Raw genomic sequence first — 13,555 nt, forward strand, 5'->3', positions numbered from 1 at the left:
AGCACTGCAAGCACTTGAGCCACCGGACGATATTTCGCTGCGCGACGATAGGGGCGGAATTGTTGAGCGGTGTGAACAAGCGCTCGAGAACGGCGGGATCGCGTTGCGTGAGTCAAATCCACGGCCACTTAGACTCAAACCTAAGATTCTAAAATTTATTAGTTTTAAGAGAGCGGTGCTTGCGGATATGTATCGGTGACCTCGCTGGCAGGCCTTCTCAGAGAACGATGAGACTGTCCGAGATGTTCCAGGAGCACAGCGATCACGATGCAAGGGTGGATCTACGAGTGGATCAAGGCGCTGCACATCATTGCGGTCATCTCCTGGATGGCCGGCATGCTCTATCTGCCACGGCTGTTCGTCTATCATTGCGAGGCCGAGAAAGGCTCGAAGCAGTCCGAGACCTTCAAGGTGATGGAACGGCGCCTTCTGAGGGCGATCATCAATCCGGCGATGATCATCACCTGGCTCGCGGGCCTCTATCTGGCCTGGGCTGGTCACTGGTTCAGCTCCGGCTGGCTCCACGGCAAGCTTCTGCTGGTGCTCGTGCTCTCCGGTGTCCACGGATTTTTTGCCCGCTGGATGAAGGATTTTGCCGCCGACCGGAATACCCGAAGTCAGAAATTCTATCGGATTATCAATGAGGTGCCGACGGTCCTGATGATCGGCATCGTGATCCTGGTGGTGGTCAAGCCGTTCTAGGCAGGCTCATTGCCCACGAATCAGGCTTCAGTCCTTCTTGCGGAGCGCAAACCGATTTTCTATATTTGTCTCAATCCCACCCCACGCAGGCGGATGTGATCGCGTTCCGGTTCCATCAACGGGCCGGCCGCCACATCAGGTTTGAAGCCCCACCGGCGCTTTCCTTGCTTAGACCTGCGGACCTTCATTTTTGCGTCCGCTTTTTCTCAAAGCCACCTCGCAAGACCCTTCTCAAAAAATGCTCCACAGGACCACCCCCATGCGGGAAATCAAACTTCAAGACCTCAAGTCCAAGACGCCGGCCGAGCTTGTCTCGTTTGCCGAGGAAAATGGGGTCGAAAACGCCAGCACCATGCGTAAGCAGGAGCTGATGTTCGCCATTCTCAAACAGCTCGCGATCCAGGAAACCGACATTATCGGCGAAGGCGTCGTCGAGGTCTTGTCCGATGGTTTCGGCTTCCTCCGTTCGCCCGATGCCAATTATCTGCCGGGCCCTGACGACATCTACGTCTCGCCCTCGCAGATCCGCCGCTTCGGCCTGCGCACCGGCGATACGATCGAAGGCCACATCCGCAGCCCGAAAGAGGGCGAGCGCTATTTTGCACTGCTGAAGGTCAATTCGCTCAATTTCGAGGACCCAGAGAAGTCCAAGCACAAGGTCAATTTCGACAACCTGACGCCGCTGTTTCCCAATCAGCGGTTTCGGATGGAAATCGATGACCCGACGCGAAAGGACCTTTCTGCAAGGGTGATCGACATCGTTGCGCCGATCGGCAAGGGCCAGCGGGCCTTGATCGTGGCGCCGCCGCGCACGGGTAAGACCGTGCTGATGCAGAACATCGCGCATTCGATCACGCACAATCATCCCGAATGCTATCTGATCGTGCTTCTGATCGACGAGCGTCCGGAAGAAGTCACCGACATGCAGCGCTCGGTGAAGGGTGAGGTGGTGTCCTCGACCTTCGACGAGCCAGCCGTGCGTCACGTCCAGGTGGCCGAAATGGTGATCGAGAAGGCCAAGCGCCTGGTCGAACATGGCCGCGACGTGGTCATCCTGCTCGACTCGATTACGCGCCTGGGCCGCGCCTACAACACGGTGGTGCCGTCATCGGGCAAGGTGCTGACCGGCGGTGTCGACGCCAACGCCCTGCAGCGGCCGAAGCGCTTCTTCGGTGCCGCCCGCAATATCGAGGAGGGCGGCTCGCTCACCATCATCGCCACCGCGCTGGTCGATACCGGAAGCCGCATGGACGAAGTGATCTTCGAAGAGTTCAAGGGCACCGGTAACTCCGAATTGATCCTCGACCGCAAGGTCTCGGACAAGCGGACCTTCCCGGCGATCGACATTTCCCGCTCCGGCACGCGCAAGGAAGAGCTGATCACCGATCCGCAGCTCCTGAAGAAGATGTACGTGCTGCGCCGGATCCTTAATCCGATGGGCACGATGGACGCCATCGACTTCCTGCTCGACAAGCTCCGGAACACCAAGAGCAACTCCGAGTTCTTCGATTCGATGAACACGTAAGCGGCGGCCGGTGGGCCCGCTTACGTTGCGACGCAATAAACCCGCTTATGCCGCGGCACGGCTGCAGCATAAGCGGGTGTTCGTTTGCCCAAAATTTCTGCCCAAAATTTCCTGTCATCTAAGTATCTGACAAGTCTTATATTTCTTCGACGGGCGGACCTGCTGACAGGTTCGCGGCGCGGGTGTCGCAGCAGATTGCTGCACAATTGCTGCAACAAGAGAGACTGTTTGTTGCACCGCAGCAAAAGCGCGAACGATCAAACGCGCGAATTGTGCGTTGCTTTCCCGGCCGTTCGCTAACAAATACGCGATGCATCCGCGAGACCAGACCATCTTTGCGCTTTCCTCGGGGCGGCCGCCAAGTGCGATCGCCATCGTCAGGGTGTCGGGGCCGCAAGCCGGTCCAGCATTGGTGAAGCTGGCCGGCAAGATTCCATCGGCGCGGATGGCGACCAGAGCGTTGCTGCAGGATGCGGCCGGCCAGCCGATCGACGATGCGGTGGTCCTGTGGTTTCCCGCGCCCGCGAGCGCCACGGGCGAGGACGTCGCCGAATTTCATGTCCATGGCGGGCGGGCTGTGCTCGGCGCGGTGTTCAATGCGCTCGCTGGCGTCGATAGTGTTCGGCCCGCCGAGGCCGGCGAATTCACCCGCCGCGCATTCGAGAACGGCAAGCTCGATCTGACCGAGGCCGAGGGCCTCGACGACCTTATTCATGCCGACACCGACCGGCAGCGCCGCCAGGCGCTGCGCCAGTTGAAGGGCCTGCTCGGCGATCGTGCACGTGACTGGCGCGCTGAGATCATCGAGGCGTCGGCGCTGATCGAGGCCGGTATTGATTTCTCCGACGAGGGCGATGTCCCGGCGGAATTGATCGCGCCGGCGCTCAAGAAGGTCAAAGGGCTGCTGAGCGAAATTCAGCAGGTGTTGGCGGCCCAGGCGCAGAGCGAACGACTCCGCGATGGCCTGGTGGTCGCAATCACGGGCCCCCCGAATGTCGGCAAGTCGACCCTGATCAACCAGCTTACGCGGCGCGACGTCGCGATCGTCTCGCCGCACGCCGGCACTACGCGCGACATCATTGAAGTGCAGCTCGATCTCGACGGCTACCCGGTGACGGTGATCGACACCGCGGGGATCCGCGAGACCGACGATCCGGTCGAGCTGGAAGGGGTGCGCCGCGCCCGTGCCCGCGCCGAGGAGGCCGACCTGGTATTGTGGCTCACCGACCGGATGAGCGCGGCGATTTCACATGAAGGATCGGTGCCGGTCTGGCTGGTGCGTAACAAGATCGATCTGGATGCTTCGACCTCCGGACTGTCGGGATCTGGATCTGCGTCCGCCTCCTTCAGGATCTCGGCTCGGAATGGGGACGGCATTCCGGAACTGATCACAGCCCTCGTTGGCTTTGCGCACGACTATTTCGGATCGGGTGAAGGCGGTCTGATTACCCGGACGCGTCAGCGCAAGCTCTTGCAGGAGACGGCCGACTCGTTGCGTCGGGCGATCGACGTGGTCGGGGCGGGCGAAGAACTGGCCGCGGAGGAGCTGCGGGCGGCCGCCTATAGCCTTGGACGGCTTCTCGGCCGTGTGGACGTTGAGGACATCCTCGACGTGATCTTTCGAGAGTTCTGCGTCGGGAAGTAGGCCGCTGGATCAGTAGGCCCCTGAGTCAGTGAAAAGGGGCGGGTCGCTGTTTCACGTGAAACAGCCGGCGGGGCTCACATGGGACCGTGAGCCAAGACTCGCACCTTGTTTCACGTGAAACAGCGCCAGATCAGATCGTTGAAACTTGTCTTTCGACTTTCACCGCTCCGCGCTAGAAGTTCGCGCATGTCTACCCAATCGCTTTCATTCGACGTCATCGTCATCGGTGGCGGCCATGCCGGCTGCGAGGCCGCCAGCGCGGCCGCCCGGATGGGCGCGAAGACGGCTCTGGTGACGCACCGTTTTTCGACCATTGGCGCGATGTCCTGCAATCCCGCGATTGGGGGCCTCGGCAAGGGCCATTTGGTCCGCGAAGTTGACGCGTTGGACGGTCTGATGGGTCGGGTCGCTGATGCCGGCGGCATTCAGTTTCGGATGCTGAACCGTCGCAAGGGCCCTGCCGTCCGCGGGCCTCGTGCTCAGGCAGACCGGAAGCTCTATGCCGCTGCCATGCAGGCCGCGATCCTCGAAACCGCCAACCTGAGCGTGGTGGAGGGTGAGGCGGATGATCTTCTGACCTCCAACGGGCGCATCAGCGGAGTCCTTCTGGGAGATGGACGGGTCCTGTCTGCCGCCGCCGTCGTGATCACGACCGGCACCTTCCTGCGCGGGCTGATCCATCTCGGCGAGAAGAATTGGCCGGCCGGCCGCGTCGGCGAGGCGCCGGCCATGGGGCTTTCAGCCTCGTTCGAGCGCCTGGGCTTTACGTTAGGCCGCTTGAAGACCGGGACGCCGCCGCGCCTGGATGGCACCACGATTGACTGGTCGGCGGTCGAGATGCAGCCGGGCGATGATCCGCCTGAGCCGTTCTCGACCATGACGGACCGGATCACCACGCCGCAGATCCAGTGCGGGATCACCCGCACCACACCCAGGACGCATGAGGTGATCCGGGCCAATGTGCACCGATCACCGATGTATTCCGGGCAGATCAAGAGCACCGGGCCGCGCTATTGCCCCTCGATCGAGGACAAGATTGTCCGCTTTGGGGACCGCGATGGCCACCAGATCTTTCTGGAGCCCGAAGGCCTCGACGACAACACCGTTTATCCCAACGGTATCTCGACCTCGCTCCCGGAGGAGGTTCAGCAGGCGATCCTCGCTTCCATTCCGGGTCTCGAGCAGGTCAGGATGATCCGGCCGGGCTATGCGATCGAGTACGACCATGTCGATTCGCGCGAGCTCGAGCCGACACTTGAGACCAAGCGATTGCCAGGCCTGTTCCTGGCTGGTCAGATCAATGGCACAACCGGATATGAGGAAGCCGCGGGGCAGGGGGTTGTCGCCGGCTTGAATGCGGCGCTCTCTGCCGGCGGCACCGATCCGATTGTTTTCGACCGCGCTGACGGCTATCTCGGTGTGATGATCGATGACCTCGTCACGCGCGGGATCACCGAACCCTATCGGATGTTCACCTCCCGGGCCGAATACCGGCTGACGCTGCGGGCCGACAACGCCGATCAGCGGCTGACGGATAAAGGGATTGCGTTGGGGTGCGTCGGCCAGGCTCGCTCCAGGCGCCACGCCGCGAAGATGGCGGCGCTGAATGCTGCCAAGGCGCTGGCCAGATCGCTTTCCATCACACCCAACGAGGCCACGAAACACGGGCTCGCGCTGAACCGCGATGGCGTCCGTCGCTCCGCCTTTGAACTGCTCTCCTACCCCGAAGTGGAGTGGTCGACGCTCCGCGGCATCTGGCCGGAGCTGTCGGCCATTGATCCATCGATTGCCGTCCACCTGGAGATCGACGCGAAATACGATGTCTATCTCAAGCGCCAGATCGCCGATGTCGACGCTTTCCGCCGCGACGAGGGACTTGTCTTGACCGGCGTCGACTATGATGACGTACCCGGCCTCTCCAATGAGGCGCGCGCCAAGCTGAAGGCTGCGCGGCCGCGGACCGTCGGTCAGGCAGGACGGATCGACGGAATGACCCCGGCGGCGCTGGGCATCCTGGCCGCCTATCTGCGCCGTGAGGCACGGCGGAAGATGGCGAAGGCGACGGCGTAGGCGTTTCACGTGAAACAGGCGCGGTCCTCCCGCGCCGTCGTCATTGCGAGCGCAGTGAAGCAATCCACATCTTCCCTCGCGGATCGAATCAGTGGATTGCTTCGCTTCGCTTGCAATGACGGCTTGCTTCCAGACTGGCACTCCCGAACCGATGATCAAAGCACCGCCAAACACAGCGCAGCGGAGCGCGATTGCCGACAAGACCGCGGCCCTCGCCCTCACCCCCGTTTCACGTGAAACAGAAGCCCGACTCAACCGCTATGTCGCGCTTCTCCTGGAGTGGCAGGCCAAGACCAATCTCGTCGCGCCATCGACGCTGCCCGAACTCTGGACCCGTCACATCGCTGATTCGCTGCAATTGCTTGACCTCGCTCCAACGGCCAAGGTCTGGGTCGACCTCGGCAGCGGGGGCGGCTTTCCCGGTGTCGTGCTCGCCTGCGCGCTCGCAGACACGCCTGGCACCTCCGTCCATCTGGTCGAGCGCAACGCCAAGAAAGCGGCCTTTCTTCGCGAAGCGTTGCGCGTGACCGCTACGCCGGGGACGGTGCATCTGGCTGACATCGGGGATATTGTGGAAAGAATCACCGGCCCCATCGATTGCGTAACCGCGCGGGCGCTGGCTCCGCTACATCAGCTCATCGGCTTCGCGGAACCGCTGGTGCGAAAGGGTGCGAAAGCGCTGTTTCTCAAGGGCCAAGATGTAGAGGCTGAATTGACCGAAGCCACTAAATATTGGACAATTGAGCCGCAACTTCATCCCAGCCGAACCGGCGGGCACGGCTGGATTGTCGAGCTCGACTCCATTGGGCGACGTTGAGCTTCACGCAGGGGATCAGCAGGGCAACGATATGACCGTAATTGATGAGGTTTATCAAGAGGATAGGCCGACACAACCGGCCGGCCATCCGCGCATTTTGTCGCTCGCCAACCAAAAAGGGGGCGTCGGTAAGACAACCACAGCGATCAATCTTGGGACGGCACTCGCGGCCATCGGCGAGCGGGTCCTGGTCGTCGATCTCGACCCTCAGGGCAATGCATCGACCGGGCTCGGCATCGACCGGCGCAATCGGGGCTGCTCGACCTATGACGTTCTGATCGGCGAGGCGCCGCTGCGCGAGGCGGTCGTGGCGACCGCGGTGCCGCGGCTTCACATCGCTCCTTCCACCATGGATCTCTCCGGCCTCGAGCTCGAACTCGGCACGACGCCGGGTCGCGCGTTCCGCCTGCGCGACGCGATCGCCGGGCTCAACAACAACACCTCGCCGGATGCCGACTACACCTATGTGCTGATCGATTGCCCGCCGTCGCTCAACCTGCTCACCGTGAATGCGATGGCGGCGTCGGACGCGATCCTGGTGCCGCTGCAATGCGAGTTCTTCGCGCTCGAAGGTTTGTCGCAGCTCTTGCAGACGGTCGAGCAGGTGCGCTCGACGCTCAATCCGAACCTGTCGATCCACGGCATCGTGCTGACGATGTTCGATTCCCGCAACAACCTGTCGAACCAGGTCGTTGCCGACGTCCGGCAGTTCATGGGCAGCAAGGTCTACAACACCATGATCCCGCGCAACGTGCGCATCTCCGAAGCGCCGTCCTACGGCAAGCCGGTGCTGGTCTACGACCTCAAATGCGTCGGCAGCGAAGCCTACCTCAAGCTCGCCACCGAAGTGATCCAGCGCGAACGCGAGTTGCGCGCGGATTAATGACGGTAGGGTGGGCAAAGGCGTCTTCGCCGTGCCCGCCATCTTCCTCCACGCCGCCTGGTGGGCACGCTTCGCTTTGCCCACCCTACGATCCAAGATTCTGTTTTCGGAGTTTGCTACGTGAATCCAAGGGAGCTGGCGACAATGGCCGACGAAGCGCGTTCGCGACTGGGCCGTGGGCTTGCAAGTCTGATCGGAGACGTCGGCGGCGAGGCCGCGCATGTCGAACGGCCGCGCACGCAGCGCAAGGTGCCGATCGAATTCCTCAAGGCCAATCCGCGCAATCCGCGCCGCAGCTTCGCCGATGCCGAGCTCCGTGAGCTCGCCGATTCGATCAAGCAGCGCGGCGTGATCCAGCCGATCGTGGTGCGGCCGGTCAAGGGCGCGCAGGACCGCTACGAGATCATCGCCGGCGAGCGGCGCTGGCGCGCCTCCCAGCTCGCCGGCCTGCATGAGGTCCCGATCGTCCCGATCGAGGTCAGCGATAGCGACGCGCTCGAGATGATGATCATCGAGAACGTGCAGCGCGAAGATCTCAACCCGATGGAAGAGGCGCAGGGCTATCACGCGCTCGCCAACGAGTTCAAACGCAGCCAGGAAGATATCGCGCGGGACGTCGGCAAGAGCCGCAGCCATGTCGCCAACATGATGCGGCTGACCAAGCTGCCCGCCGAGGTGCAGGCCTTCATCGCGAGCGGCGAGTTGACGGCAGGGCATGCACGCGCGCTGATCGGCGTGCCCGATCCTGTCAGCGCCGCCAAGCGCATCGTCGCGGAAGGCCTCAACGTGCGCCAGGCCGAAGCGCTGGCGCATGACGAGGGCGTGCCGGTGCGCAAGCCGCAGAAGGCGCGCGCCGGCGCCGGCAAGGAGAAGGACCCCGACACGCTCGCGCTGGAGAAGCGCGTCTCCGATGCGCTGGGCTTGACCGTCAGCGTCAACCATCGCGACCCCGGCGGCACCGTGCAGATCAGCTACCGCAGTCTCGAGCAGCTCGACGAGGTGATGCGGCGGCTCGAGGGCGGCTAGTTTAGCCACGCTCGTCCCGCCTCGTCATTGCGAGGAGCGATAGCGACGAAGCAATCCATGCTGCCGCAAGCGGCGAGATGGATTGCTTCGCTTCGCTCGCAATGACGCCTCGGGGTGGATCGTATCTCATCCCCGCCGTCGCGCATTCGCGGCGATCGAGAGCAGGGCGCGTTGCGCGATCACGGCGGCGAGCGAATTCTGCTTGCGCATGTCGAGCGCCGCGGTGCCGAGCTGGTCGATGATGCCGACCAGCCGCTGCGGGCTGAGATTGCGGAGTGCGATTTCGACCGCGCCTTTCCGTGAGAAATGCAATCGCGGAAATCCGCCCTCCAGCACCGATGAGGCCGGCGCACCATCGGCAATCGCCAGCGCCGATTTGTGCAGCCAGGCCGCCTGGCGCTGCGCGGCTGCGATGATGACGCCGGGATAGGTGCCGGCAACCATCGCTTTCGCGAACTCAGTCTCAACCGCGGCGGCGTTGCCGGCGAAGGCGCTGTCCACGATCGGATCGAGCTTCAGCTCGGATGCGTCGGAGACTACCGTCATCACATCCTCGAGCGTGACCTCGCCTTTGCCATGGGCGTAGAGCGTGAGCTTGCGCAATTCGTTGCGCGAGGCCTGGCGGTCGCCGCCGAGCAGTGACATCAGCACCGCGCGGGCGTCGGACGCGATGCGCAGGCCGGAGGCCCGCAGTTCGTCGTCGATCAGCTTGGCGAGATCGCGCTCGGTGTCGGGATAGCAGCCGATCGCCACCGCATTCTTGGCGCGCTCGCAGATCTTGCGCAGCGGCGAGTCCGGCCTGATATCGCCGGCCTCGATCACGATGCGGCAATCCTTCACCGGCGAATCGGCGAGCGTCTCGACGCCGCTGGCAAAATTGCGCGAGCCGGCGCGGACGCGAATCGCGCGCCGCCCGCCGAACAGCGGCACCGTCATCGCTTCATCGACCAATCGCGAAGGCTCGGCGGCAAGGTCGTCGCCGTCGAGGCGGACCAGGGAGAACGGATCGTTGGGGTCATCGACTGCGGAAGCCATCAGCGCATCGGCGCGCTCGCGCACGAGGCCGGCGTCGGGGCCGTAGAGCAGGATGATCGGTCGGCCTGGATCGGGCCGGGCGAGGAAGGCGTCGATCTCTTTTCCGCGGAGCGCGACCAACGGCGATCAGGTCCCGGCGGTGAAGAAGGACGCCAGCCGGGTATTGATGTTGTCCGCGATCTCCTGCGCGGCGCGATCTTCGGCGTCGCGCAAGGCGCGCGTGCGGGTGAAGCGCTGGTAGGAGCCCGGCATGTCGTAGGACACCCGCGAGAAGGTGGAGCCCGTCATCACCGACTTGTTGGAGGCGATATCGACCAGATTGTATTGCGCGTCGATGCCGAAATTCTCGCCGGTCGGCAGCGCGGTGTTCGGATCGATCATCAGCGAGGAGCGGCTGGTCGTGAACCGGATCACCAGTCGATGGGTCGGCGGCATGCCGGTGGCGTTGCCATAGAGCTTGAACGCCAGCGCATTGCGGACTTCCACGCCGATGCGGGCCTCGCGGGACGCGTTCGGCTTGTCGCTGATCGGCGGGAGCTCGACGCCCATCAGCTTCTCGCGCAACGCCGGCGTGCCGTCGGTATGCTCGGCATACATCGGCTGGAAACAACCTGCCGTCACCGCGGCCAAAGCGGCCACCGCGACGAGCCGGAGAGCGATCCGGATCCTAGCCGACGACATTCACGATCCTCATGGGCACCACGATCACCTTGCGGACGGGCTTGCCGTCCAAGGCGGCTTTTACCGCATCAAGCGCCAGAACGGCAGCCTCGATCTCAGGATTTTCCGCCGCCCGTGGCACGGTAACATCACCCCGCTTCTTGCCGTTGACCTGCACGACCAGGGTCACGCTGTCTTCAACCAGCAAATCGCGTTCGATTTGCGGCCAGGGAGCCTCCGAAATCAGCCCTTCCTGGCCTAGAACCTGCCAGCATTCCTCGGCGAGGTGCGGCATCATGGGCGCGAACAGTTGAACAAGGATGACCGCCGCTTCCCGGACCGCCCAGGCGAGGTCGGGGGCAGGCCTGCCGCCCCTGGCCAGGGTCTCGGCGAGCGCATTGGTGAATTCCCGGATATGGGCGAGGCAGACATTGAAATGCAGCCGCTCGATCCCGGAGGACACCTTGTCCAGCGCGCCATGGGCCGCCTTGCGCAAGGCGGCCGCCTCGAGCTCGAATGACGCCGGCCGGGCCGCCGGCGCGGCCTTCGCGATCTCGGCGGATTCATTCACCAGCCGCCACAGCCGCTGCACGAAGCGCGCCGCGCCCTGCACGCGCTCGTCGCTCCAGATCACGTCGCGGTCCGGCGGGGAGTCCGACAGCATGAACCAGCGTGCGACGTCGGCGCCGTAGGTCGCGATGATGTCGTCGGGGTCGACCGTGTTCTTCTTCGACTTCGACATCTTCTCGATCGGGCCGATCGTGACCTCCTCGCCGGTGTCGATCGTGGTGGCGCGCCGGCCGCCATCGACGGCCTCGATCTTCACGTCCGCCGGCATCACAAAGGTGCCGTCGGCCTTCTGGTAGGTCTCGTGCACCACCATGCCCTGCGTGAACATGCCGGCGAACGGCTCATCCATCGCGATGTGGCCGGTCGCCTTCATCGCGCGGGTGAAGAAGCGGCTGTAGAGCAGATGCAGGATCGCGTGCTCGACGCCACCGATATACTGATCGACCGGCATCATCCGGTTGGCGACGGCCGGCGTAGTCGGCGATGTCTCGTTCCAGGGATCGGTGAAGCGCGCGAAATACCAGGACGAATCCACGAAGGTGTCCATGGTATCGGTCTCGCGGCTAGCGGGTCCGCCGCATTGCGGGCAGGTGACATGCTTCCAGGTCGGATGGTGGTCGAGCGCATTGCCCGGCTTGTCGAAGGTCGCATCCTCCGGCAGCGTCACCGGCAGCGCGCTGTCGGGCACGAGCACGACGTCGCATTTGGGGCAGTGGATGATCGGGATCGGGCAGCCCCAATAGCGCTGGCGTGAAATGCCCCAGTCGCGCAGGCGGAAATTCACCTGGCGCTCGCCGACGGGCACGTTGCCACGGAGTTCGCTCTCCAAGCGCTTCGCAACTTCTTCCTTCGCCTGCTCGATGGTCATGCCGTCGAGGAAGCGCGAATTGATCATGCGGCCGTCGCCGTCATAGGCGGTGTCCGTGATCACGAACGTCTTCGGATCCTGCCCCTCCGGACAGACAACAGGCGTGTTGCCGAGGTCGTATTTGTTGACGAAGTCGAGGTCGCGCTGGTCGTGCGCCGGGCAGCCGAAGATGGCGCCGGTGCCGTATTCCATCAGCACGAAGTTCGCGACATAGACCGGCAATTTCCAGTTCGGATCGAACGGATGGATCGCCCGGATGCCGGTGTCAAAGCCCTGCTTCTCGGCGGTGTCGATGACCTCCTGCGCGGTGCCGATCCGTTTGACCTCAGTGATGAACTCGGCAAGCTTCGGATCCTTCGCCGCCGCAGCCTGCGCCAGCGGATGGTCCGCCGAGATCGCCATGAACTTGGCGCCGAACAACGTGTCCGGCCGCGTCGTGAAAATCTTCAATTCGCGCTCGCCGTCCGGCGTGGTTGTGCGATCCAGCGCGAAGCGGATCAAGAGGCCCTCGGAGCGGCCGATCCAGTTGCGCTGCATCAGCCGCACCTTGTCGGGCCAGCGATCCAGCCCGTCGAGCGCGTCCAGCAGCTCCTGCGAATATTTCGTGATCTTGAAGACCCACTGATTCATCTCGCGCTGCTCGACGACCGCGCCGGAGCGCCAGCCGCGGCCGTCGATCACCTGCTCGTTGGCGAGCACGGTCATGTCGACCGGGTCCCAGTTGATCTTGCGCTTTTCGCGCTCGACGAGGCCGGCGCGCAGGAAGTCCAGGAACATCTTCTGCTGATGCTTGTAGTAGCTGGGGTCACAGGTCGCGAACTCGCGTGACCAGTCCAGCGACAGGCCGATCGAGCGAAGCTGCTTCTTCATCGCCGCGATGTTGTCGTAGGTCCACGCCTTCGGCGCCACCTTGCGCTCGATCGCGGCATTCTCCGCCGGCAGGCCGAATGCGTCCCAGCCCATCGGATGCAGCACGTTGAGGCCCTTGGCGCGCATGTAGCGGGCCAGCACGTCGCCGAGCGTGTAGTTCCGGACATGGCCGATATGAATGCGCCCGGACGGGTACGGGAACATCTCGAGCACATAGTATTTCGGCCGCGGATCGTCGTTTTTCGACGCAAAGATCGCCTTCTCGTCCCACTGGCGTTGCCAGCGCGGCTCGGATTCACGGGCGTTGTAACGTTCGGAGGTCATGGAGCAGGGCTCTTGGGGGGCCTTTCGGCCGTTTAGAAGACGGCGGACTAGGCCATAGAATTGGCTGCGGGGTCAACGGGTTGGGGCTCGCCGCGCGGCAAGGGCAGATAGGTCATGTGCGCCGCTCTACACGTCATTCTCGATGTCGTCCCGGGCTTGACCCGGGACCCATAGCCACAGGTGCTCGGGATGCGAAAACTCGGGCCGCTTGCTCGCGCCACAACTCAGATCGGTGGTTATGGGCCCCGGGTCAAGCCCGGGACGACGTGGGTTTGGTTTCTGATTCAAATGTCAAACAGCTCCCCGCTGTCATCGTCCGCCAAGGCGGACGATCCAGTATTCCAGAGGCAGCAGTGCTTGAGCCGAGAAGCCGCCGGTTACTGGATGCCCCGCCTGCGCGGGGCATGACGGTGGAGTTGGTGAGAGAATGTGAATCCGCATTCTCGCGGCGCGTTGCGTCCGAGCTTTGCTTCACTTTCCACCCTCATCGAATAGAGGGCGCAGGGAAAGCCGGGTGCCGGTTGCACCCATGGGTCCCGTGCAACAAAAAGCACGGGGGT

10 protein-coding genes are annotated in these 13,555 nt (G+C 63.4%); 7 read left to right on the forward strand and 3 right to left on the reverse strand.

Annotated elements, in window-relative coordinates; translation table 11 throughout:
• The first annotated feature begins 267 nt into the window (after positions 1-267).
• The 7 genes from hemJ (at position 268) to OZ411_RS33975 (ending at position 8,668) form a co-directional block, all read left to right on the forward strand.
• Positions 268-702 carry a protoporphyrinogen oxidase HemJ gene (hemJ, locus tag OZ411_RS33945; RefSeq protein ID WP_207234563.1) on the forward strand — a complete coding sequence of 145 codons (435 nt, stop codon included), beginning with the start codon at positions 268-270 and terminating at the stop codon, positions 700-702.
• A gap of 259 nt (positions 703-961) precedes the next feature.
• Entirely contained in the window at positions 962-2,227 is a 1,266-nt protein-coding gene (rho, locus tag OZ411_RS33950) for a transcription termination factor Rho (protein ID WP_130225505.1), read from the forward strand.
• Between the two features lie 310 nt (positions 2,228-2,537).
• Positions 2,538-3,872: a tRNA uridine-5-carboxymethylaminomethyl(34) synthesis GTPase MnmE gene (gene mnmE, locus OZ411_RS33955; protein WP_282531424.1), complete on the forward strand. Its 1,335-nt coding sequence runs from the start codon at positions 2,538-2,540 to the stop codon at positions 3,870-3,872.
• A 186-nt stretch (positions 3,873-4,058) separates the two neighbouring features.
• Complete coding sequence (mnmG, locus tag OZ411_RS33960) at positions 4,059-5,942, forward strand: tRNA uridine-5-carboxymethylaminomethyl(34) synthesis enzyme MnmG (protein WP_282531425.1); 1,884 nt, start codon at positions 4,059-4,061, stop codon at positions 5,940-5,942.
• A gap of 151 nt (positions 5,943-6,093) precedes the next feature.
• Positions 6,094-6,759 carry a 16S rRNA (guanine(527)-N(7))-methyltransferase RsmG gene (rsmG, locus tag OZ411_RS33965; protein ID WP_282531426.1) on the forward strand — a complete coding sequence of 222 codons (666 nt, stop codon included), beginning with the start codon at positions 6,094-6,096 and terminating at the stop codon, positions 6,757-6,759.
• Positions 6,760-6,790: 31 nt separating this feature from the next.
• Positions 6,791-7,642, forward strand: a complete 852-nt coding sequence (locus tag OZ411_RS33970) for a ParA family protein (protein WP_282531427.1) — start codon at positions 6,791-6,793, stop codon at positions 7,640-7,642.
• Positions 7,643-7,786: 144 nt separating this feature from the next.
• Positions 7,787-8,668, forward strand: a complete 882-nt coding sequence (locus OZ411_RS33975; RefSeq protein WP_165421339.1) for a ParB/RepB/Spo0J family partition protein — start codon at positions 7,787-7,789, stop codon at positions 8,666-8,668.
• Between the two features lie 126 nt (positions 8,669-8,794).
• On the opposite strand, the gene holA is transcribed toward OZ411_RS33975, so the two are convergent.
• From holA to leuS, 3 genes are read right to left on the reverse strand one after another with little or no spacing between them, the layout of a single operon-like run.
• Positions 8,795-9,823, reverse strand: a complete 1,029-nt coding sequence (gene holA, locus OZ411_RS33980) for a DNA polymerase III subunit delta (RefSeq protein WP_282531428.1) — start codon at positions 9,821-9,823, stop codon at positions 8,795-8,797.
• A gap of 6 nt (positions 9,824-9,829) precedes the next feature.
• Entirely contained in the window at positions 9,830-10,384 is a 555-nt protein-coding gene (gene lptE / locus OZ411_RS33985) for an LPS assembly lipoprotein LptE (protein WP_282531429.1), read from the reverse strand.
• Positions 10,371-12,995 (reverse strand): leucine--tRNA ligase, encoded by a 2,625-nt coding sequence (gene leuS / locus OZ411_RS33990; RefSeq protein WP_282531430.1) that lies wholly within the window; start codon positions 12,993-12,995, stop codon positions 10,371-10,373. Before leuS ends, lptE begins: the two co-directional genes overlap by 14 nt.
• Between the last annotated feature and the right edge of the window lie 560 nt (positions 12,996-13,555).

The sequence above is a fragment of the Bradyrhizobium sp. Arg237L genome (genome assembly GCF_029990105.1).
GTDB lineage: Bacteria > Pseudomonadota > Alphaproteobacteria > Rhizobiales > Xanthobacteraceae > Bradyrhizobium.